This is a genomic window from Xanthomonas sp. BRIP62411 (assembly GCF_003993525.1).
In the GTDB taxonomy this organism is placed as follows: domain Bacteria; phylum Pseudomonadota; class Gammaproteobacteria; order Xanthomonadales; family Xanthomonadaceae; genus Xanthomonas; species Xanthomonas euroxanthea.
This window is the reverse complement of sequence record NZ_QEZI01000022.1, coordinates 306,626-328,492: the sequence shown is the minus strand read 5'-3', so window position 1 is coordinate 328,492 and position 21,867 is coordinate 306,626. Positions and strand designations below refer to the sequence as shown.

Here is a 21,867-nt window from a genome sequence, read left to right as displayed (position 1 = left end):
TCGCGCCCGGGTGCGCTCCTACGGGGTGATGCTATTGGTGCCGCGACTCCAGCAGTGCCACCGCATCGGCCAGGCCCAGGCCGCGCGCGCGCAACAGCACGATCAGGTGATACAGCAGGTCGGCCGACTCGCCGAGCAACTCGGCATCGCCCTGCACCACGCCGGCCAGCGCGGTTTCCACGCCCTCCTCGCCCACCTTCTGCGCGATGCGGCGGATGCCCTGCTCGAACAGCCTGGTGGTGTAGCTGCCGTGCGGGCGCTCCTGCTCGCGCGTGGCGATCAAGGCATCCAGGCTGCCGAGGAACTGGCCGGGCGCGGTGGGGAAACAGCTGGTGCGGCCAAGATGGCAGGTCGGCCCATGCGGGCGCGCCTGCACCAGCAGCGTGTCGGCATCGCAATCGGTCTGGATCGACACCACCTTCAACACGTTGCCCGAGCTCTCGCCCTTGGTCCACAGGCGCTGCTTGCTGCGGCTGAAAAAGGTGACTTCGCCGCGTTGCTGCGTGACCGCCAGCGCTTCGGCGTTCATATAGCCCAGCATCAGCACGCGCAGGTTGTCGGCGTCCTGCACGACCACCGGCAACAAGCCATCGCCCTTGCTCCAGTCCAGTGTTGCGAGCGCATCGCCCGCTGCCGTCTCGTTACTGCCCATCACGTACCTCGATCTGTTGCGCGCGCAGGAATTGCTTGAGTTTCGGGATCGGAATCGCACCACTGTGGAACACGCTTGCCGCCAGCGCGCCATCGACATCGGCCTGGTCGAACACGTCGGCAAAATGCTGCATGTCGCCGGCACCGCCGGAGGCAATCAACGGCACGTGGCACAGCGCACGCACCTGGCGCAGCTGCGCGATGTCGTAGCCGCGCCGCACGCCGTCGTTGTCCATGCAGTTGAGCACGATCTCGCCGGCGCCCAGGCGCTGCGCTTCGGCCACCCAGTCCAGCGTACGCATCGGCAGGGCCTGGGTCTTGCTCGGATCGCCGGTGTAGCGGCGCACGCGCCACTGCCCATCGTCCTCGCGGATCGAGTCAATGCCGACCACCACGCATTGCACGCCGAAGGCGTCTGCGAGCTCGGAGATCAGCTGCGGCCTGCCGAGCGCCGGCGAGTTGATCGAAATCTTGTCGGCACCGGCATGCAGCACCGCGCGCGCGGTGTCCACATTGCCGATGCCGCCGGCCACGCAGAACGGGATATCGATCAGCCGCGCCACCCGCTCGACCCAGGTGTAATCGACCGAGCGCCCTTCCGGGCTGGCACCGATGTCGTAGAACACCAACTCGTCGGCACCTTGCGCGCGGTAGCGCAGCGCCAGTTCGACGATGTCGCCCATGTCGATGTGGTCGCGGAACTTGACACCCTTGACTACGCGTCCGTCGCGCACGTCCAGGCAGGGAATGATGCGGCGGCTCAGCATGCCAGTGCCTCCTTCAACGCCAGATGCCCTTCCAGCAAGGCCTTGCCGAGCACGATGCCGGCGCAGCCGGCAGCCTTGGCGGCAACGACATCGGCCAGGTTGCGCGCGCCACCGGACACCTGCACCTGCAACTGCGGCGCCAGCGTGCGCAGGTGCGCGTACAGCTGCATGTTCGGGCCAGACAACATGCCGTCGCGCGCGATGTCGGTGCACAGCAGATGCTGCAGGCCGGCCTGCGCGTAACGCACGGCCAGCTGATCCAGCGTGGCCTCGGCCGCTTCGGTCCAGCCATGCACCGGCAACTGCCACACACCGTCGGCGTCCTGGCGCGTGTCCAGCGCGATGGTCAGCCGATCGGCGCCGAATTCCTGCAGCCAGGCGATGACGGTATCGGCCTGGCGCACCGCCAACGAGCCGATCACCACGCGCGCGGCGCCGGCATCGAGGATGCGTGCCACGTCCTCGCGTGAGCGCACGCCACCGCCGGTCTGCACCTGCAAGCCGGTGGCACGGGCGATCTCGCCGAGCGTGCTCGCCAGCGTATAACCGCCGGCCTTCGCCGCATCCAGATCGACCAGATGCATCCACTGCGCGCCGGCATCGGCAAATGCCTGCGCGCGTGGCAGCACATCGTCGCCGTACTGCGTCTCGCGTGCGTAGTCGCCTTGCAGCAAGCGCACCACGCGGCCGTTGCGGATATCCAGCGCCGGGTAAACGGTGAAACTCATGGGAAGCTCATCTCAAGAAAATTGCGCAGGATGCGTGCACCGGTCTCGGCCGAACGCTCGGGGTGGAACTGCGCGCCGCAGCGCAGGCCGTGCTGCACCACTGCGGTGAACAGACCACCGTGGTCGCAGGCGGCCACGGTGTCGGCCGTCACCGGCGCGGCATACCCATGCACGAAATAGGCACTGGCGCGTTCCGGCAAGCCGGCCAGCAACGCGGAGTCGCGCATCGGCACCAGCTGATTCCAGCCCATATGCGGCACGCGTATGCCGAGTGCGGGCGTCATGTGCCGCACGATGCCCGGCAGCACGCCCAGGCAATCGACATCGCCTTCTTCGGAATGTTCGAACAGCAGCTGCATCCCCAGGCAGATGCCGATCAGCGGCACCTGCAACTGCCGCAACGGCTCGACCAGGCCCTGTGCGCGCAGGCGCGACATCGCCTCGGGCGCGGCGCCGACGCCAGGCAGGATCACCCGCTGCGCGCCCTGCAACCCTGCTGCATCGCGTACCAGGCGCGCTTCCACGCCCAGCCGTTCCAATGCGTAGCGCACCGAGCCCAGATTGGCGCCGCCGGCATCGATCAACGCGACATCGGTCATAGCGCACCCTTGGTGGTGGGCAAGGCGGTGCCTTCGCGACGGATCGCCTGGCGCAGCGCACGCGCCAGGGCCTTGAAGCAGGCTTCGACCTTGTGGTGGTCATTGTCGCCACGCACGCTCAGGTGCAGGTTCAGGCCGGAGGCATCGCAGATCGAGCGGAAAAAATGCGGGACCAGTTCGGTCGGCATGTCGCCCACGCGCTCACGCTTGAACTGGCCTTCGAACACGAAGTACGGCCGGCCGCTGAAGTCCAGCGCGGCGCTGGCGATGGTCTCGTCCATCGGCAACGTGAAGCCATGCTGGGTGGTATCGCCGGCAACACGCCACGGGCTGTCTTCGGGGTCGAAGCCGTAACGGCCGATGCCGCGCTTGTCGCCCAGCGCTTCGCGCAAGGCTTGGCCCAATGCCAGACCGGTGTCTTCGATGGTGTGGTGCTCGTCGATATGCAGATCGCCCTCGGCGCGGATATCCAGCGCAAAGCCGCCGTGCTTGCCGATCTGCTCCAGCATATGGTCGAAGAACGGCAGGCCGGTGGCGGTCTTCGGTTCGGCCACGCGATCCAGATCCAATTCGACGCGGATCCGGGTTTCCTTGGTATTGCGCTGGACCACCGCACGCCGTGGCGCATCAGCCAGCTCGTGTGCAATGCCTGGCCAGTCCCACTCGCCGCCGAATTCGTCGGTGCGCAGCTGGAAACCGCGGATATTGAGGTTCTGCGCGAACTGGATGTCGGTGATGCGGTCGCCCACCATCGCCGAGCGTGCCCAGTCGATCGTGCGGTCCTGCAGGTAAGGCACCATCAGGCCGACACCGGGTTTGCGCGTGGGCGCGTTGTCGGCCGGCCAGCTGCAGTCGATCAACACCTCGCGGAACACGATGCCCTGGCTGGCGAAGATCTGCAGCATCAGGTTGTTCGGGCCATCGAAGGACGCCTGCGGATAGCTCTCGCTGCCCAGGCCGTCCTGGTTGCTGACGATGACGAATTGATAGCCGGCGTCGCGCAACTTCAGCATCGCCGGAATCACGTTGTCGACCAGCCGCAGTTTTTCGTAGGCGTCGATCTGGTAATCGGCCGGCTCGGTGATCAGCGTGCCGTCGCGGTCGACGAAGAGAATCGGGGTCATGCGGCGGCCTCCTGCGTGCGTTGCAGCGCGCTCAGCACGCGCGCGTTCTGTTCGGGCGTGCCCAGGGTGATGCGCAGGGCATCGGACAGCTGCGGTACCGCGCGTTGATCGCGCACCACCACGCCGGCCCCCAGCAGCGCCTGGAATGCCGCCTCGGCATCGTCGAAACGCACCAGCAGAAAGTTGCCCTGCGAGGGGTACACCTGACGCACGCCGGCCAGCTGCTCGAGTGCGGTATGCACGCGTGTGCGCTCGCTGCGCACCTCGGCGATGCGCCGGCGCGTGACCTCCAGCGCCGGCGCGGACAAGGCCTGTTCGGCCATTGCCGCGCACGGCGTCGGCACCGGGTACGGCGCCTGGCAGCGCCGCAACAGGGCGATCAACTCGGCGTTGGCGATCAGGCTGCCGATGCGTGCCGCTGCCAGCGCATGCGCCTTGGACAACGTGCGCAACACCGCCAGATTGTCGTAGCGCGCAAGCAGGCTCACTGCCGAGGCTATGTCGGAGAACTCGCCATAGGCTTCGTCAACCACCACCAGCGCCCTGCCCCGCAGGGCCTGCAAGGCGGTTTCGATGTCGTCCAGGGCAATTGCCGAGCCGGCCGGGTTGGACGGCGAGCACAGGAACACCAGCTTGGCCTGCGAGCTCAGCGCTGCTTCGACGATCGCCGGGATATCCGCGTGGAAACCGTCCGGTCCATCCACCAGCGGCACCTCGACCAGGGGTGCGTTCTGCAGGCGTGCGCACACCGCGTACATGCCGAACACCGGCGGGGTCACCACCACCGCATCGCGCCCGGGCACGCACAGGCCGCGCACCAGCAGATCGATTGCCTCGTCGCTGCCACGGCCGATCAATAGCTGCTCGGGCGTACAGCCATACAGCCCCGCCAATGCAGCGCGCAGACCCTTGGGCTGCGGGTCCGGGTAGCGCCGCGTGCTGCCGTCGGGATCGGCAGGATTGCCCCAGGCTGACTCGTTGGCGTTGAGCCACACATCGCCCTGCAACGCGCTGGTGCGCGCCGACGAGTAGCCGGCGAACGCACGCAGGTCTTCGCGCACCAGTTCCAGAATCGATGGCGTACTCATGCCGCCACTCCCATGCGCAATGCCACTGCATTGGCGTGCGCATCCAGGCCCTCGGCGCGCGCCAGGATCAGCGCGCATGCGCCGATGCCGTCGATGCCGGCCTTGCTGGCGGCCTGCACGCTGACCATGTTCTGGAAGCTGGCCACGCTTACGCCGCTATAGGCGCGCGCCGCACCGCTGGTCGGCAGCACGTGGTTGGTGCCGCTGCAGTAATCGCCCAGCGCTTCGGGCGTGTAATCGCCGAGAAACACCGAGCCGGCCGCTTCGACCTGGCCCAGCCACGCACGCGGCTCGCGCAGCGCGAGGATCAGGTGCTCCGGTGCATAGCGATTGCTGATCGCAAACGCTTCTTCCAGCGCCTGCACCTTGATCAGGCGCGATTGCGCCAGCGCCTGGCGCGCGATCCCGGCGCGGGAGAGTTGCGCCAGCTGGGCATCAAGTTCCACCTGCACCGCCGCGATCAACGCATCGCTGTCGGACAACAGCAGCACCTGCGAATCCGGGCCGTGTTCTGCCTGCGAGAGCAGATCGGCGGCAACGAAGGCCGGCTGCGCGCCGGCATCGGCGATCACCAGCACTTCGGACGGGCCGGCCGGCATGTCGATCGCCGCCGCGCCGGACTGCGCCACCTGCTGCTTGGCCTCGGTGACGAAGCTGTTGCCCGGGCCGAACAACTTGTCGCAACCCGGAACCGAATCGGTGCCATACGCCATTGCCGCAATCGCCTGCGCACCGCCGAGCTTGAACACACGGCGCACGCCGGTCAGTTGCGCGGCGACCAGCACCGCCGGATCCACGCTGCCGTCCTTGCGCGGCGGCGTGCACAGCACCACCTCGCGGCAGCCGGCCAGACGCGCCGGCACGCCGAGCATCAACGCAGTCGATGGCAACGGCGCACTGCCGGCCGGCACGTACAGACCGACCCGGCCGATCGGCCGCACGATCTTTTCGCAGACCACGCCCGGCGCGGTCTCCACTGCATAGCCTTCGCTCATGCCGGCACGGTGGAAGGTGTCGATGCGCGCCACCGCGTCCTGCATGGCCTGGCGCAGTTCCGGCGCCACCGCCGCTTCGGCGGCGGCAAATTCGGCATCGCTCACGGCGAAGCTGTCCAGCGCCACGCCATCGAAACGCGCGGTGATCTCGCGCAAGGCGGCATCGCCGCGTGCGCGCACATCGGTAATCAATGCAGCCACCGCATCGCGCGTCTGCGTGGCCACGGTCTGCACCGGGCGGGTCAATGCCTGGGTCCGCGCAGCGGTGTCCAGTTGCGACCAATCGAGAATATTCATGCCAGCGAGCGCTCCACCGTCAACACCATCAGACCTTGCGCACCTGCGCGTTCGAGTTCTTCCAGCCGCTGCCAAGTCACCGCGCCATGGCACATGGTCTGCAGCCGCAGTGCGCCGTTGCCGTCGTCGGGCAGCTGCACCAGCGGCTCGGCATCGGGCAGCAGGCGGCGCAGCGCATCCACGGCGTCATGCTCGGCGCGGAACATCAGCAGCTTGCTGTCGCGCAGCTTGAGCACGCCGTCCATGCGCCGCAGCAGCATCGCCAGCAATGCTGCGCGCGCGTCGGCCGGCTCGCGCACCGCACCGGCCAGCACCGCTTCGCTTTCCATCACCAGTTCCACCGGCTTGAGCTGGTTGGCGGCCAGGGTGGCGCCGCTGGAAACCAGGTCGCAGATCAGATCGGCGGTGCCCAGGCGCGGAGCAATTTCCACCGAGCCGGACAATTCCACCACTGCCGCATCGATGCCCTGGCGCTCCAGCCAGTCGGCCAGGATCGCCGGGTAGCTGGTGGCGATCCGCTTGCCGGCCAGTTGCGCCACGCCCTGCCAGTCCCACTCTTCCGGCACCGCCAGCATCAGCCGGCACTGGCCGAAACCGACCCCGCGCATCGCGTGATACGCGGCCGGCAGGCCATTGCGGCGGCGCTCGGATGCCTGCTCCTCGAGTTCGTTCTGGCCGACGATGCCCAGGTCGCAGACGCCATCGGCGATCAGGCCGGGGATGTCGTCGTCGCGCACCAGCAGCAGGTCCACCGGCAGCGATTCGCCGTAGCAGAACAGCTTGTCGCGGCTCTGCCGCCAGCTCAGACCGCAGGCCGCCAGCAGGCTGCGCGCCGGTTCGGCCAGGCGGCCGCTCTTCTGGATGGCGATACGCAACCGGTCACGTGCCGGTGCTGCCGTGGAAGCACTCATCTTGTTCTCTCAGTGGGATTCGACAGGGCGCGAGGATTGCTCGCGCAGGGCCTCGGCGTAGCCGCCGGCACCATGTTCCAGGGTGCGCGCAACGCGCCCGATGGTGGTCACGCTGACCTGGGTCAGTTCGTGGATTTCGCGATACGGCACGCCCTTGATCAGCAACGGCACCACCCGCCAGCGATCCGACATGGCCTCCAGCTCGGCGGGCGTGCACAGATCGCGCAGGAAGGCCTCGACCGCGCCAGGCTCCTTCAGGCAGGCCAGGGCATCGGCCAGCATCTTGAGGGAGGCGGCGGCATCGGCACTTTCGCGGGGGGCGGGTCGTTGTTTCATTGCGTTAATGTAATAGCGTGTTAGCACATTAACGCAAACGCAGGCCATAGGACAAGCGCCGCGGGCAAAGCGTTCAGGGACGCCCCGGACGGTGCAGCGAGTCAGAAACGACAAACCCACCGACACCGAGGCGTCGATGGGTTTGTCCGTGCATCGGGATGCACCCGGCGCCGCTGCTGCCGTTACCGACCAGGCGGCGCCCCCTCACCGCTTCCGGCGACGTCAATCGCCGTCGACGCCCCCGGCCACCAGCATCGCCCTGGCCTGCTCCAGCTCCACCAGCAAGGTGCTGGCCAGCTCGTCGCGGGCCACCTCGAACTGCTGCTCGCGCACCAGGTCCTTGACCGCCACCACCCCGCGCGCCAGCTCGTCGTCGCCGGCCAGCACCACGAAGCGGATGCCTGCGCGCGCGGCGTACTGGAACTGCTTGCCGATCTTCTTCGGCTCCATCTGCACTTCGGTATTGATGCCGCCGATGCGCAGCCGGCGCGCGATATCCAGCGCGTCCTCCAGCCGCGACTCGTCCATCAGCGCCACCATCGCGTGCACGCTGCTCTCGGCGATGCCCTGGATCAGGCCGGCCTCGCGCAGCTGCCAGAACAGGCGGGTCAGGCCGATCGAGATGCCCACGCCGGGCAATTTGGACTTGGTGTAGTGGCTGGCCAGGCTTTCATAGCGGCCGCCCGAGCAGATCGAGCCGATCTGCGGGTGGTCGGTCAGCGTGGTCTCGTAGACGGTGCCGGTGTAGTAGTCCAGCCCGCGCGCGATCGAGAAGTTCAGGCAGTACGCGCTCTCCGGCACGCCCAGTGCCTTGACCAGATCCAGCACTTCGCGCAGCTCGGCGATGCCCTCGCCCAGGGTCGCGCTCGCAGCGACCGAGGCCTCCAGCGCCTGCAACTGCGCAAGCGCATCGGCATGCCCGTTCGAGCGCACCGCCACGAAGGCCAGGATCCTGTCGACCTGCTCGGCGGCGATGCCGAAGCCTTCGCCCACCAGCGTGTCGCGCACGTAGTCGGCGCCGCGCTTGTCGATCTTGTCGACCTCGCGCAACACCGCCAGCTGCAGCTCGCCCTCGGCCACGCCCAGGCTTTCGAAGAAGCCGCGCAGCAGCTTGCGGTTGTTCAACTGCACCTTGAACGCGCCGATGCCCAGCTCGGCGAACACCGCGTGGATCACCGCCAGCACCTCGGCGTCGTAGCGGATGCTCAACGCATCCTTGCCGATCACGTCGATGTCGCACTGGTAGAACTCGCGGAAACGCCCGCGCTGGGCACGCTCGCCGCGATACACGCGCTGCATCTGGTAGCGGCGGAACGGGAAGCTCAGGTCGTGCTCGTGCTCGGCCACGTAGCGCGCCAGCGGCACGGTCAGGTCGAAGCGCAGCGCCAGCTCGGGCAAGCCCCCCTCGCCGCCTTCGTCCGCCGCGGCGGCGGCATTGGCCAGCGCACCGGTGGACTGCACGAAATACACCTGGCGCTCGGTCTCGCCACCGGACTTGGTCAGCAACACATCGGACAGCTCGAATACCGGAGTTTCGACCGGCAGGAACCCGAACCGCTCGTAATTGCGGCGGATGACGTCCAGCATGCGCTGGAACGCGATCTGCTCGCGCGGCAGCAATTCCATGATGCCGGGCGGCGTACGGGGCTTGATCACGAGCGAAACTCCTGCAGGGCAATGTGGCGAACGCGCAATTCTACCGGCTGGGCGGCCGCGCTGACCGCATGGCGTATCATTCACCTGCGTTCCAGCAGTGCGTGACTCATGTACCGGCAGCTTTCAGACCCCAGCACGACCTGCCCGGCGCCCAGCGCGTCCGGGCGCAGCGATGCGCGCGGTTCCGACTGCGCGCTGTGTGCAGTCCGCGGCCGGGCCATCTGCGCGGCGCTGTCGCCGCAGGAAATGGACGCGCTCGACCAGGCCACCAGCGCCCAGTCCTATGCGCCCGGCAGCACCCTGGTGCGCGCCGGCGACATCCGCCAGCACGTCTATACGCTGACTTCCGGCGCGCTGCGCATGGTGCGCACGCTGGCCGACGGCCGCCGCCAGGTCACCGGCTTCGTGCTGCCGGGCGACTATGTCGGCCTGACCGAAACGCCGCAGCACCGCCACGACATCGAAGCCATCATCGACAGCCGGGTCTGCCGCACCCCGATGGCACAGATGCGCCAGTTGCGCGAGCGCTATCCGCAGCTGGAACGCAAGCTGCTGCAGCGCGCCAGCATGGAACTGGCCGCCGCACAGGACACCGGCCTGCTGCTGGCGCGCCTGCAACCCAGCGAACGGCTGGCGCACTTCCTGCTGCGCCTGGCGGCCCGCTCCACCCAGCCCGGCGCCAGCGGCGACACCGTCGCGCTGCCGATGAGCCGTAGCGATATCGCCGACCATCTCGGGCTGACCGTGGAAACGGTCAGCCGCACCTTCACCAAACTCAGGCAACAGCAGTTGATCGCGCTGCCGCAGCTGCATCTGGTGCAGATCCTGGATTACGCGGCGCTGCGCAGCCTCGCCGGCGATACCGTCTGAGACTTAACAGCTGGCAAGCCGGAACGCCTCAGCGCCCGCCCGCATTCGCACTTGCCACCGACGCACCACATCCGCCGCCCAGCAGCCGCGATTGCCGCAGCCAGGCCCGGTCCGGGTAGTAGGCGAACACGAAGGCGCCTTCACGCAAGGTATCGATCAATTGCCTGGCCACCGCCGGACGCACCGCCGGGCAGCCCAGGCTGCGGCCGAGCCGGCCCTGCGTGCGGATCACCGCCTCGCTGACATAGGGCGCGCCGTGGATCACTATTGCGCGGTCGCGCGCATGATCGTTGAACCCGGGCTCCAGGCCCTTGAGCCGCAACGAATAGCCGTTGTGACCGGTATACGACTCCTGCGCGGTGAATGCGCCCAGGCTGGACTGGAAACTGCCGTCGTCATTGGAGAACTTGGCCGCCAGGTTGTTGCCGGTATTGCGCCCGTGCGCCACCCATTCCTGGAACAGCAGCCGCTGCCGCTCCAGATCGAATACCCATAGCCTGCGCTCGGTCGACGGCCGGCTGTAGTCGATGACGCTGAGCACGCGCTCGGTGCCCACCTGCTGGCGCTGCCGCGCGCATTGCAAGGCTTCGGCCGCCAGCGCCAGCACCTGGCGATCCAGCGATGGCGCCTGCCGCGCCAATGCATCGACCAGACCGATACGCGGTGCGCCCAGCGCCGGCAACGGCGAGGCAGACATGGCATCGGCCGCGCTGGCCGCTCCAGCCGCTGCCCACCCGCACAACGCGGCGGCAACGGCGATCACTCGATAAGACATGCACCAACCCACATCGGACGCGGCGCCACGCTGGGGCCGCACCCGCTAGAAATAGCCCCATGGGCGGCACTTTCCAACCCCAATAGCCTGAACACGTTCGGTCAGGCCGCATCCGCAAGCAGGCGCTGCCGCAACGCGGCATAGTCCGGCGCCAGCGTTTCGGCATGCGCGGGACGCTGCAGCAGCGCGGCCAGCGCCGGCGGCACGGCCACCTCGCGCCCGATCAGGGGCTCGACCACGCCCTCGAACTTGGCCGGATGCGCGGTGGCCGCCACCGCCCAGTCGCCGGTGCCGCCTTCGGCCCCTTCCGCGCGCAGCTGCTCCAGCACATGCACGGCGGTGGCGGTATGCGGGCAATGCACTTCGCCATAGCGGGCAAAGCGCTGCTGCACGGTCTGGCGGATCGCGGCATCGTCCACCGAAAGCGCACGGAATGCCTCGCGCAATGCGGCATCGTCGCCGTCGTAGAGCCAGCGCAGCCGTTCGAAGTTGCTTGGCGCGCCCACGTCCATCGCATTGGCCAGCGTCGCCACGCTGGGCTGCGGCGCGTAATCGTCGCCGGCAAAATAATCCGGCACTACATGATTGGCATTGGAGGCCAGCGCGATACGGCCCAGCGGCACGCCGAGCGCACGCGCCAGGATCGCCGCCAACCCGTTGCCCAGGTTGCCGGTGGGCACCACCAGGTTCAGCGCGGCACCTGTGCCGGCATGGTGCTGCAGGGCGGCATGCGCGTAATAGCTCATCTGCGGCAGCAAGCGGCCCAGGCTGATGCTGTTGGCCGAACTCAGCGGCAGCTGCGCCTGCAGATCTGCATCGTTCAGGGCCTGCTTGACCATCGCCTGGCAATCGTCGAACGTGCCGGCCACGCGCAAGGCCTGGATGTTGTCGCCGAAGCAGCCCAGCTGATGCGCCTGGCGCGGCGACACGCGGCCATCCGGATACAGCACCACCACGCGCAGGCCCGGCTGGCGATGGAAGGCCGCCGCCACCGCAGCGCCGGTGTCGCCGGAAGTGGCGACCAGGATGGTGAGCGGCCGGCCTTCGGCACGCCGCAGGCGGGTCAGGCAGGCCGCAAGAAAGCGCGCACCGAAATCCTTGAACGCGGCGGTCGGGCCATGGAACAGCTCAAGCGCGTAATCGCCGGGCGTGCCCAGGGCCACCAACGGCGCCGGGAAGTCGAACGCTTCGGCACAGATGGCCGGCAGCTCTGGCGCCAATGCATCGCCGTCGAAGAATGGCTGCAGCAACGTGGCGGCGGTGTCGGCCAGCGTGGCGCCTGCCGTCAGCGTGCGTGCCGGTGGCAGGGCCTGCGGCACGTACAGGCCGCCATCGGGTGCCAGGCCGGCGGCAATCGCCTGGCTCAGGCTTGCGGCGGGCGCGCCGCCACGGGTGGAGAGAAAGTTCATGGTGACGACTCCAGACAAGGCGAAGACGGGGCGTGGCCCGTGAATGAAAAGACCGGACACTGCGGCATGGCCGCGCTGCGCCGCAGGGGCGCCCGGCAGGAGCGGCGCGGCGCTATGCTGCGCGCACCTCCCAGTGGAGCCGGCAGATGATCAAGGTCAGCGTGATGTACCCGTACCGCGAAGGCGCCCGCTTCGACCATGCCTACTACCGCGACGCGCATATGCCGCTGGTGAGCGCGCGGATGGGCGCGGCCTGCCTGCGCTACACGGTGGACAAGGGCATCAGCGGCGGCGAGCCGGGCAGCCCGCCGGCCTACATCGGCATGTGCCACATTTTCTGCGACTCGGTGGAGGCCTTCAACGCCGGCTTCGGGCCACATGCACAGGAAATCCTGGGCGACATTCCCAACTACACCGATCTTGCGCCGGTGATGCAGATCAGCGAGGTCGTGGTCGGTTGACGCGTGCCTTGCGCGCTGCACGGCCTGCCTGCGATGCGCGGGCGATCGATCGACAACGACAGGCGTGCGATGGCTCATGCGAGCAACCGCGCGGCCGGGCTGGCGATCGGGGATACCCAGTGCTGGCTATCCAGGCCAACGCCTGCGAAGGCGGCCTTCACCGCTGCGGCGGCAGCGTCGGCGGCCGCGCGCGATGCGAACCAGGCGAACACACTGGGGCCGGCGCCGGAGATGCTGGCACCGAGGGCATCATGATCCAGCGCGGCCTGCTTGGCAGCGGCGAAGCCGGCGATCAACGGCGCGCGGCGTGGTTCGATCAGCACATCGCGCAGGCCCGTACGCACCAAATCGGCATCACCGGCATGGCAACCGGCCAGCACCAGGGCCAGGTTGGTGCTTTGGGCGACGAACTCGCGCAGCTGATAGTCGCCGGCCAGGGCTTCGCGCGCGCGCCGCGTTTCCAGCACCGCGTCCGGATGCACCAGCAGGCTGTGCCACGCCGCCGGCACGTTGATCGGCACCAGACGCTCCAGCGTGCACAACACCAGGCCGCCTAGAAACAGCGGGCCCAGGTTGTCGCCATGGCGGCTGCCGCTGGCCACCGCCTCGCCATCGAGGGCGTGCTGATACAGCTGCTCGTTACTCAGCGGCGCATCCAGCAGCGCGTTGGCGGCAACCAACGCCGCCACGCAGGACGCTGCCGAACCGCCCATGCCCGAACTCAGCGCGATGCCTTTGTCGATTTCGATCTCGAAACCGAACGGCAGCGCCAGCGCCGCGCGCAACGACATCAAGGCCGCACCCGCGGTGTTACGCGCGGCATCCAGCGGCAAGGCCACGGTAGTGCCGCGGATGGCGGCGATGCGCACCAGCGGCGCCTCGATACGCCGCACCGTGACGGTGTCGCCGACGCCGTCGATGGGATAGCCGAGCAGATCGAATCCCACAGCCACATTCGCCACCGAGGCCGGTGCGAAGGCGCGTGCCTGGCCCAGCTCGCGCGCAGCAATCGCCACCTGTTGCATCTGCGCGGCCTGGTCTGCAACCGCCTGGTTCACAAGCGTGCCCCCTCGCCCGCCGCCACCCGCAGCAGATCGGCAAACACGCCGGCCGCGGTGACTTCCGGGCCCGCACCGGGCCCCTGCACGACCAACGGATTCTCGCAGTAGCGGCGCGTGGTGAACTGCACCACGTTGTCGGTCAGGCGCAGATTGGCGAAGGCGTGATCGGCCGGCAGCTCCACCATGCCCACGCTGGGCGCGCGATCCGGCGGCAGCTGCGCGACATAGCGCAGCACATTGCCGCGTGCACGTGCATCGGCCAGGCGCTGTGCGAAGGTCGCATCCACCTCATGCAGGCGCGCCATGAAATCGTCCACGCTGGCCTGACGCAGTGCTTCGGGCACCAGGCTCTCGACCTGCACGTCCTCCAGGCTGATCTCGCGCCCGGCTTCGCGCGCCAGGATCACCAGCTTGCGCGCGACGTCCACACCGGACAGATCGTCGCGTGGATCCGGTTCGGTATAGCCCATGCCGCGTGCCTGCGTCACCAGCTCGGCAAACGGCACGCTGCCGTCGTATTTGTTGAACAGCCAGGCCAGCGTGCCGGAGAAGATGCCTTCGATCGAGGTCACCGTATCGCCGGTATCGACCAGGTCGCGCAGCGTGGTGATCACCGGCAGGCCGGCGCCAACGGTCGCTTCGTAACGGAAGCGCGCGCCGCTGGCATCGGCCGCCGCACGGATCGCCTGATACCGCTGCAACGGACCGGAGCCGGCCTGCTTGTTCGGCGTCACCACGTGGATGCCGGCAGCCAGCCACTCCGCATAGCGATCGGCCACGTCCGCGCTGCCGCTGCAATCGATGATCACCGTATGCGGCAGGTGCGCGGACAACAGATGCGTGGTGAAACGCTCCAGATCGGTCGCGGTGGCGGCGGAGGCGAAGGCATCGCGCCAGTTGCCGACCAGGCCGCGCTCGTCGAGCAACATGCGGCCGCGCGACACCACCGCGCGCAGGCGCAGATCCAGGTTGGCCTTGCCCAGCAACTGCGGTTGCGCGATGCGCAACTGGTCCAGCAACGCCGCGCCCACATTGCCCGGGCCGATCACGCCGACAGAGAAGGTCTGCGGCGACAACCAGAAGCCGGCATGCGCCGCACGCAAGGCCTTGGTCGCATGCGCCGCGTCGATGGCCACCGAGATGTTGCGCTCCGAGGAGCCCTGCGCGATCGCCAGGATATTGACCTGCGCACGCCCCAGCGACTCGAACAGCCGCGCCGCCACGCCGGGTTGCCCGGCCATGCCATCGCCCACTGCAGCGAGCACGCTGATGCCGGTGGTCAGTTGCACGCGCTGCACCTGGCCGACCGTGAGTTCATGCGCAAACGCCTGCAGCAAGGCATTGCGCGCGCGCTCGGATTCATGCTGCTTGACCACGCAACAGATCGAATGCTCTGAAGAACCCTGCGAGATCATCACCACCGACACCTGCGCGGTGCGCAGCGCCGCAAACACGCGCTCGGCGGTGCCCGGCACGCCGATCAGGCCGGTGCCTTCCAGGTTGAGCACGGCCAGATCCGGGCTCAGCGTCAGCCCCTTGATCGGCCCGCTCACCGCGCTGCTGGCGGTGATGCGCGTGCCCGGGTGTTCAGGCTGGAAGGTATTGCGGATGATGATCGGCAGGCCGCGCTCGATCGCCGGCGACATGGTCTGCGGATGCACCACCTTGGCGCCGAAATAGGCCAGTTCGCAGGCTTCGTCGTAGCTCAACGTTTCCAGCTGTACCGCTTCGGGCACCACGCGCGGGTCGGCCGACAGCACGCCATCCACATCGGTCCAGATATGCAGCTCATCGGCATCGAACAAGGCCGCAAAGATCGCGCCGGAATAATCGCTGCCGTTTCGCCCCAACGTGGTGATGCGGTCGGCGCGGTCGCGCGCCACAAACCCGGTGACCACCACGCGCGTCTGCCGATGCGCCTGGCGCCAGGTCGCAAGCCGCTGCGCGCTGACCTCCCAATCCACATCCACGCCCAATTCGCCGCGGTTGACCACCAGTACATCGCGCGCATCCAGCACCGCGCAATCCTCGCCAAGCGCACGGAAATGGTCGCCGAGCAACTGCGCCGAATACACCTCGCCCAGGCCTTGCACGCGGTCGAGCACTTCGCGCGGCAACTCGCCGATCACCGCCAGCGCGCCAAGGATCTGCGCCAGATGCTCGAAGCGCTCGTCCAGCCAATCCACCGTCGGCCCGGAATGCTCGCCCAGCAAGGCCACCGCCGCACCGCGATGGCGTGCCCGCGTTTCATGCCAGCGCTCGCGCCACTCGGGGCGATCTTGCGCCGCCAGTTCGGCCAATTCGATCAACGCATCGGTCACACCTTTCATCGCCGACACCACGGTGACCTGCACCGACTCCTCGCGTGCCAGCAACAGCTGCGCCACGTGCCGGTAGCGCTCGGCATCGGCCACCGAGGTGCCGCCAAATTTGTGCACAACGGTGCGCGCAGAGGACGCGGAAACAGCAGCGGGTTCGAGCGAAACAGCAAGCGATGGCATCGACAGACCTCATTAGGGAGGCCCCGTCCGCATCAGATGAGGGAGGAAAGCCCCCGCATCCTGATCCGGGTGCGGGGCCGTGGTTTTCGGAAGTTACGCGAAGACGACGGGCCGCACCGGGCGAATGGTGACGGTGGTAATGGTGGTGCTAATGCCGGCCACGCCCGCACCCGGCCGCAGCTGCGGCTGGCAGGTAAGCGAGGTGGTGGCGAAGGCATCAGGCATGTACGCAAAAGACATCACCGGGGTGAAGGCTGTCAAGCACTGCGCATCAAGCCAGCCTTGCGCAACGCAAGACCCACGCAGAAAGCCTTGCAGGACAAACATTTAAGCGATGCAGCCACAAGCGATTGATTGCTATGGAAACTTTTTGTGCGCCGCGCCGAGCGGCGCTTGCGCAGCATCCTGTCGCGGAGACCTGGTGCCGGACAACACGGATCCGGCTAGTCCAGCGTGGCGGCCACGCCACCTCTCGCGCCTGACGCAGAGGTGCATCAGACGCTTTTGACCCATGCAGGCCCTAGCCAAGCACCTGCGGATTGAGTTGCCACACCGCATGGTTCAACGCCGCCGCAAAACTCACCCACAACAGATATGGCACCAACAGCCACGCGGCAGCGCGTTGTCGCCTGGCGAAAGCCGCAATCGTCAGCACCAACGTCAACCAAAGCGCCACGATGTCGACAAATGCCCACGCCCCCATGTGCCAGGCAAAGAACAGCCAGCTCCACAACCCGTTCAACCCCAACTGCAACACGAACAGGCTCAGCGCCCCACGGGCACTGCTCCACCCACCGCGCCGCCAGACCAGCCACACGGACACCGCCATCATCCCGTACAACACAGTCCACACCGGCCCGAACACCCATCCCGGCGGTGCCCAATCCGGCCGCAGCAAGCCGGCGTAGAAGCTCGCCGCCTTGATTGACGCCGCCGCCCCTAATGCCGCAACCAGATAGCACAGCACCAACCAGCCCAGCAGTCCCAGCAATCGCGATTTACTCGTCATTTTCATGTCCAATCTCACTACGCCTGCTTTCGCAAAAAAAAACGCTTGCCGTCGTGCCAACCCCTTCACTTCCGCAGCGCTAGCCAATGCCCAATAAATCAGAGCACGTAAATCATACATCGACGGGAGATTCAGCCCCCCGCATTCCCAGTGATCCACCTGATTTAGCGGCCGCCTGAATTTCCAAGCAGTTCAATTGACATCGATTCAAGCCCGCCAACTCGCGAAACCGATTAACTCAGGATAAAGTCAATCGACGGAGCAGTATTCAATAAAAGCAAGGTTATTATCTATCACGAAACCTGCGCGGGCACTGCAACCAGGGAATATCATATTCGCCTAGACGCCATGACCGATTATTCCTGCTGGATGAGCTGGGCTGCACATCATGGTGTCGATCATTGTCCGGTCTGTTTTGATGAGCGTCTCCCGCTTGTCTACGGCTCCATCAGTCGACGGTGGACAGTGGCGCCAGTCGTCGACACACTAGTTAAGTGTGCTGTACGTCACAATTCAAGCGAACTGATCCGATGAAGGTCGCGTCAATTTCTTGACGACGTAGACTTTACATAGGCATACGCAGTATCGCCGGTCGTCATACGCCCGGATCGCTAATGCACTGCCTCCTCCCCCAGCTTTTGCAACCACGTGCGTCGCGGTTGTCCTGACCGCTCAGGCGCATTCACCCCTCTGCTCAGCCTTGCTTTGATTGCCGCATGTGTGCCCCAGGCGCACAGTGGTGAAGTGCGGCCGAACGCGGTGACTGACGCCTCCACCGCCCTCACTCCCATGCGGCAGGCCGAGCAGTTACGCGGCCAGCAGCGGTATGCGGATGCTTTGGCCATTTACGAGCGCGTGTTGCGTGCGAACCCACGGGATCGTGGCGCCTACACCATGCGCGCGATCACGCTGAGCGACCTCGGGAGCGCACAGCTTGCGGCAGAGGCCGTATGGCGGCATCCGGACTGGTTCTCGCAGCAGGAGCGCGAGCGCATCGAAAACGACCGCGTCGCCCGCATGATCGGGTGGGCCAGCGCCGAGCCCATCGATGCCGTGCACCGCTACGCGGAGACCGACCAGGCCCTGGTCAACATCGCCCGCATCGAACGCGAATCACCGCCGACGTCGAGGTGGGAAGCCACGCGGCTGCGTGTCGATGGCCTGGCCGCACTCAACCAGCGTCAGCGCCATCGCGACGTGGTGGCCAGCTACCAGGCCTTGAAAGCAGAAGGCATCGACGTTCCCGCGTATGTGCTGCCGACGGTCGGCGATTCGCTGATGGGCCTGCGCCGCCCGGCCGAGGCCGAGGCCGTGCTGCGGCAAGCCTTGCAGCACACCCCGGACGACTTCAATACACAACTGTTGCTGGGCTACGCCCTGCTGGAGCAGGAACGCTTCGATCTAGCGATGCCACTGTTCGAAACGCTCGCGGCCACGCAGGCACCCTGGCCGCGTCGCAACGGTGCGAACAGCGGCTACGAAAACTGGGATCGCTTCAGCGCAGACATCGCCCTGGCCACCGCGCGCTCGGCCGCCAATGACAATCGCGGCGCGGACCGCCTGCTGCGCGAGCGCGTGGCCATCGGCCCCGACAACGCGGAACTGCAGGCGGCACTGGCCTCGATCGAATTCCGTCGCGGGCACCCCGGCAAAGCGCTGCAGCGTCACGCGGTGGCATTGACGCTGGACCCGCATCAAAAGCAGGCGCGCAGTGGCGTGGTCGAGGCGCAGCGCGATCTGGATCGCCTGGACCTGGCCGATGCGACATTTGCCCCGTTGCGCAGGGAATATCCGGATGACGCCGGCCTGCAACGGCTTGGCGCTTCGCTGGAACGTCAACGCGGCTGGCAGGTGCATCTAAGCCATGCACGCGGACGCAGCGACAACGACACGTTGACCAACAGCACCTCGCCGCTGGGCAACGACTTCGGTAGTACGTTGCTGGAAGCCGAATCGCCATTTCTCGGCGAAGGCTGGCGTGTGGGTCTGCGTGCACGCGACGACTGGGCCGATTTCCAGGACACGCGTGTGCGCTATCGCAGCTTCTGGCTGGGAACGCACTATCACTACGACCGCCTGGATGTCAGTGCGTACGGCGGACGGGCGCTCGACGACTTCGATCGCGATGGCACCGCCTGGGCACTGGATGCCGGCTGGCGGTTTTCCGATGCCTGGTACGGCAGCGTCGCCTGGCGCACGCGCGATCCGGAAGCCTCATTGCAGGCCCGCCGCTTCGGCATCACCGGCGACAGTATCGGCGCGGCCCTGCGCTGGACACCCAACGACGAAAGCCGTTGGGAACTGCAGGCACGCCAATTGCGTTACAGCGACGGCAATCGGCGCGATCAACTCGATCTGTCCGGCAGCCAGCGCCTGTGGGCCAGCCCGCACCTGCTGCTGGATGGCCTGCTCGCCGCTTCGGCCGGACGCGCCGAAGACGAGCGCGCCGTCACTTACTTCAATCCGCGCCGCAGCTCTGCGGTGGCGGCCGGCGTGCGCATCGATCAGATCGGCTGGCGTCGCTACGACTACGCGTTCCGGCAGCGGTTGGAGGTCACGGTCGGGCCGACCTATCAGTCCGGCTTCGGTAGCCAGTGGGTGCCCGGCGCGGCCTACCGGCACCTGTGGTCGCTGGGCGACGGCAGTGCGCTGAGCTACGGCGTGAGCTGGTCGCGCCCGGTCTACGACGGCCAGCGCGAACAACAACTTGGATTCGACCTGGATTTCCGATGGGGAGGTACGCCTTGATCCGCCTGCCGCTGCTGCTGGTCGCCTTGCTGCTGATGACGTTCGCGTCGTCGGCGCAGGCGGGCCTGCTGGTGCTCAGCTACCACGATGTTCGCGACGATGTCGCCGCCAAGGGCGATCCCGATCGTTATGCGGTGTCCACCAGCAACTTCGCCGCACATCTGGACTGGCTGCGCTCGCACGCCTATCACCCGGTGAGCGTGCAGCAGGTGCTGGATGCACGGGCCGGCAAGCGTGCCCTGCCCTCCAGGCCGGTGTTGCTGACCTTCGACGACGGCTTGCGCAGCGTCTACACGCGTGTGTTCCCGTTATTGCAGGCCTACGGCTATCCCGCGCTGGTTGCGCCGGTGACTAGTTGGGTCGAATTGCCGGCCGGCCAGGTGGTGCCCTACGGCCATCGCGATTTCACCCACGAGGATTTCGTCACCTGGGCGCAGCTGCGCGAGATGCAGGACAGCGGCCTGGTCGAAATCGGCTCGCATAGCGACGATCTGCACAAGGGCATCGCGGGCAACCCGTTCGGCAATCAGACCCCGGCCGCGGTCACCCGGCGCTGGGATGCAGGCAAGGGCTACGAGAGCGAAGCGGAGTATCGCCAGCGCATCCAGACCGACCTGCGCCATAGCCGCGACGCGATCGTGGCGCATCTGGGCACACCGCCGCGCGCCATGGTGTGGCCGTATGCCGCCTACAACCGCGCCAGCAACGCCATTGCCGCGCAACTGGGCATGACGCTGAGCTTCGACCTGGAAGGCCGCTCGCACGAAGCCGATATCGGCCAGCAGGGCCGCGACCGCGTGGACGGGCAATCGCTGGCCAGCCTTGGCCGCCTGTTGCTGTTCAACAATCCCGATGTGCGCGACCTGGCCGGCGAACTGCGACGCGATCTGTCACGCGATGGCCTGCGTGCGATCCAGATCGATCTGGATTACGTCTACGACCCGGACCCGGCGCAGCTGGCACGCAACCTGGACATCCTGGTCCAGCGGGTCAAGGACATCGGCCCCAGCCATGTGTTCCTGCAGGCCTTCGCCGACCCGGACGGCGATGGCGCCGCCGATGCGTTGTATTTCCCCAACCGCCATCTGCCGATGCGCGCGGACCTGTTCGGACGTGTGGCCTGGCAACTGCGTACCCGTGCCGGCGTGCGTGTGTTCGCCTGGCTGCCGGTGCTGGGCTTCCATCTGCCCGATGCACAGCAGCAGGCCGCGCTGCAGATTCGCGGCAAGGATGCCAAGGATGTGCCGCGCCTGGATCCGGGCAATCCGCGCACGCATCAGCTGGTCGCCGACATCTACGAAGACCTGGCCGCCAACACCTACTTCGAAGGCCTGCTGTTCCATGACGATGCCTATCTGCGCGACGACGAAGTGCCTGCCTACGGCAATGGCGACCCGACCAGGCGCACGCAGCAGCTGATCGGTTTCACCCAGGAGTTGAAGGCGGCCGCCGAACGCTGGCGACCCAAGCTGGTGACGGTGCGCAACCTGTTCGCGCAGCCAGTGCTGGAGCCGCACAGCGAAGCCTGGTTTGCGCAGCGCCTGGACGCCTTTGCTTCGGCCTACGACTACACCGCGCTGATGGCGATGCCGTACATGGAGCAGGCCAACGATCCGCAGCAGTGGCTGCAGCAGCTGGCACAGCGTGTTGGCCAGCAGCCGCATGGTTTGGAGAACACCATTTTCGAACTGCAGACCGTGGATTGGCGCACCGGCAAGCCATTGCCTGACGGTGTGCTGCTCGCACACAGCAAATTGCTCCTGGCTGCGGGCGTGCGCCACCTGGCGTACTACCCCGACGACTTCATCGGCGGCCACCCGTCTCTTCCCGAAGCGCGCGAGGCCATGTCGGCTCGGCAATTCCCATATATCGAGCGGTAGC

Annotated in this window: 20 protein-coding genes; 4 read left to right on the top strand and 16 right to left on the bottom strand. The window is 67.1% G+C overall.

Going from position 1 to position 21,867, the window contains the following annotated elements; all coding sequences use genetic code 11:
* Nucleotides 1-31 precede the first annotated feature (31 nt).
* The 10 genes from hisIE to hisS form a co-directional block, all read right to left on the bottom strand.
* Nucleotides 32-652, bottom strand: coding sequence for a bifunctional phosphoribosyl-AMP cyclohydrolase/phosphoribosyl-ATP diphosphatase HisIE (gene hisIE / locus EO139_RS18200; RefSeq protein WP_126971787.1), 621 nt, complete (start codon nt 650-652; stop codon nt 32-34).
* A complete protein-coding gene (hisF, locus tag EO139_RS18195; RefSeq protein WP_126971785.1) occupies nt 642-1,418 on the bottom strand; it encodes an imidazole glycerol phosphate synthase subunit HisF in 777 nt (258 codons plus the stop codon). Before hisF ends, hisIE begins: the two co-directional genes overlap by 11 nt.
* Nucleotides 1,412-2,146 carry a 1-(5-phosphoribosyl)-5-[(5-phosphoribosylamino)methylideneamino]imidazole-4-carboxamide isomerase gene (gene hisA / locus EO139_RS18190; RefSeq protein ID WP_126971783.1) on the bottom strand — a complete coding sequence of 245 codons (735 nt, stop codon included), beginning with the start codon at nt 2,144-2,146 and terminating at the stop codon, nt 1,412-1,414. The genes hisF and hisA overlap by 7 nt, the downstream gene beginning before the upstream one ends.
* A complete protein-coding gene (gene hisH / locus EO139_RS18185; RefSeq protein ID WP_104648626.1) occupies nt 2,143-2,745 on the bottom strand; it encodes an imidazole glycerol phosphate synthase subunit HisH in 603 nt (200 codons plus the stop codon). Before hisH ends, hisA begins: the two co-directional genes overlap by 4 nt.
* Complete coding sequence (gene hisB, locus EO139_RS18180) at nt 2,742-3,869, bottom strand: bifunctional histidinol-phosphatase/imidazoleglycerol-phosphate dehydratase HisB (RefSeq protein WP_126971781.1); 1,128 nt, start codon at nt 3,867-3,869, stop codon at nt 2,742-2,744. Before hisB ends, hisH begins: the two co-directional genes overlap by 4 nt.
* Complete coding sequence (gene hisC / locus EO139_RS18175) at nt 3,866-4,957, bottom strand: histidinol-phosphate transaminase (RefSeq protein WP_126971779.1); 1,092 nt, start codon at nt 4,955-4,957, stop codon at nt 3,866-3,868. Before hisC ends, hisB begins: the two co-directional genes overlap by 4 nt.
* Entirely contained in the window at nt 4,954-6,249 is a 1,296-nt protein-coding gene (gene hisD / locus EO139_RS18170) for a histidinol dehydrogenase (RefSeq protein ID WP_126971777.1), read from the bottom strand. Before hisD ends, hisC begins: the two co-directional genes overlap by 4 nt.
* Entirely contained in the window at nt 6,246-7,160 is a 915-nt protein-coding gene (hisG, locus tag EO139_RS18165) for an ATP phosphoribosyltransferase (RefSeq protein ID WP_126971775.1), read from the bottom strand. The genes hisD and hisG overlap by 4 nt, the downstream gene beginning before the upstream one ends.
* Before the next feature lie 9 nt (nt 7,161-7,169).
* Nucleotides 7,170-7,496, bottom strand: a complete 327-nt coding sequence (locus tag EO139_RS18160) for a YerC/YecD family TrpR-related protein (protein WP_039521339.1) — start codon at nt 7,494-7,496, stop codon at nt 7,170-7,172.
* A 222-nt stretch (nt 7,497-7,718) separates the two neighbouring features.
* Nucleotides 7,719-9,152 (bottom strand): histidine--tRNA ligase, encoded by a 1,434-nt coding sequence (gene hisS, locus EO139_RS18155; protein WP_126971773.1) that lies wholly within the window; start codon nt 9,150-9,152, stop codon nt 7,719-7,721.
* Between the two features lie 246 nt (nt 9,153-9,398).
* Here hisS and EO139_RS18150 point away from each other — a divergent pair, with 246 nt between their 5' ends.
* Complete coding sequence (locus tag EO139_RS18150) at nt 9,399-10,022, top strand: helix-turn-helix domain-containing protein (RefSeq protein ID WP_080591401.1); 624 nt, start codon at nt 9,399-9,401, stop codon at nt 10,020-10,022.
* A gap of 28 nt (nt 10,023-10,050) precedes the next feature.
* On the opposite strand, the gene EO139_RS18145 is transcribed toward EO139_RS18150, so the two are convergent.
* Nucleotides 10,051-10,797 (bottom strand): murein L,D-transpeptidase catalytic domain family protein, encoded by a 747-nt coding sequence (locus tag EO139_RS18145; protein WP_026064774.1) that lies wholly within the window; start codon nt 10,795-10,797, stop codon nt 10,051-10,053.
* Between the two features lie 101 nt (nt 10,798-10,898).
* Complete coding sequence (gene thrC, locus EO139_RS18140; protein WP_126971771.1) at nt 10,899-12,206, bottom strand: threonine synthase; 1,308 nt, start codon at nt 12,204-12,206, stop codon at nt 10,899-10,901.
* 146 nt (nt 12,207-12,352) lie between these two features.
* On the opposite strand from thrC, the gene EO139_RS18135 reads away from it, so the two are divergent.
* Nucleotides 12,353-12,667 carry an EthD family reductase gene (locus EO139_RS18135; RefSeq protein ID WP_104585347.1) on the top strand — a complete coding sequence of 105 codons (315 nt, stop codon included), beginning with the start codon at nt 12,353-12,355 and terminating at the stop codon, nt 12,665-12,667.
* Nucleotides 12,668-12,741: 74 nt separating this feature from the next.
* On the opposite strand, the gene EO139_RS18130 is transcribed toward EO139_RS18135, so the two are convergent.
* The 4 genes from EO139_RS18130 to EO139_RS18115 all read right to left on the bottom strand — a co-directional run bounded on the left by EO139_RS18130 (nt 12,742) and on the right by EO139_RS18115 (nt 17,250).
* Complete coding sequence (locus EO139_RS18130; RefSeq protein WP_126971827.1) at nt 12,742-13,692, bottom strand: homoserine kinase; 951 nt, start codon at nt 13,690-13,692, stop codon at nt 12,742-12,744.
* Between the two features lie 29 nt (nt 13,693-13,721).
* A complete protein-coding gene (gene thrA / locus EO139_RS18125) occupies nt 13,722-16,229 on the bottom strand; it encodes a bifunctional aspartate kinase/homoserine dehydrogenase I (protein ID WP_126971769.1) in 2,508 nt (835 codons plus the stop codon).
* A gap of 93 nt (nt 16,230-16,322) precedes the next feature.
* Nucleotides 16,323-16,556: a hypothetical protein gene (locus EO139_RS18120; protein ID WP_104648615.1), complete on the bottom strand. Its 234-nt coding sequence runs from the start codon at nt 16,554-16,556 to the stop codon at nt 16,323-16,325.
* Between the two features lie 193 nt (nt 16,557-16,749).
* Nucleotides 16,750-17,250, bottom strand: coding sequence for a TspO/MBR family protein (locus EO139_RS18115; protein WP_206515162.1), 501 nt, complete (start codon nt 17,248-17,250; stop codon nt 16,750-16,752).
* A 777-nt stretch (nt 17,251-18,027) separates the two neighbouring features.
* Here EO139_RS18115 and EO139_RS18110 point away from each other — a divergent pair.
* Nucleotides 18,028-19,986 (top strand): tetratricopeptide repeat protein, encoded by a 1,959-nt coding sequence (locus EO139_RS18110; protein WP_126971822.1) that lies wholly within the window; start codon nt 18,028-18,030, stop codon nt 19,984-19,986.
* The gene (gene pgaB / locus EO139_RS18105) at nt 19,968-21,866 is read left to right on the top strand and encodes a poly-beta-1,6-N-acetyl-D-glucosamine N-deacetylase PgaB (protein WP_126971767.1); all 1,899 of its coding nucleotides are present in this window, start codon (nt 19,968-19,970) and stop codon (nt 21,864-21,866) included. The genes EO139_RS18110 and pgaB overlap by 19 nt, the downstream gene beginning before the upstream one ends.
* Nucleotide 21,867 lies beyond the last annotated feature (1 nt).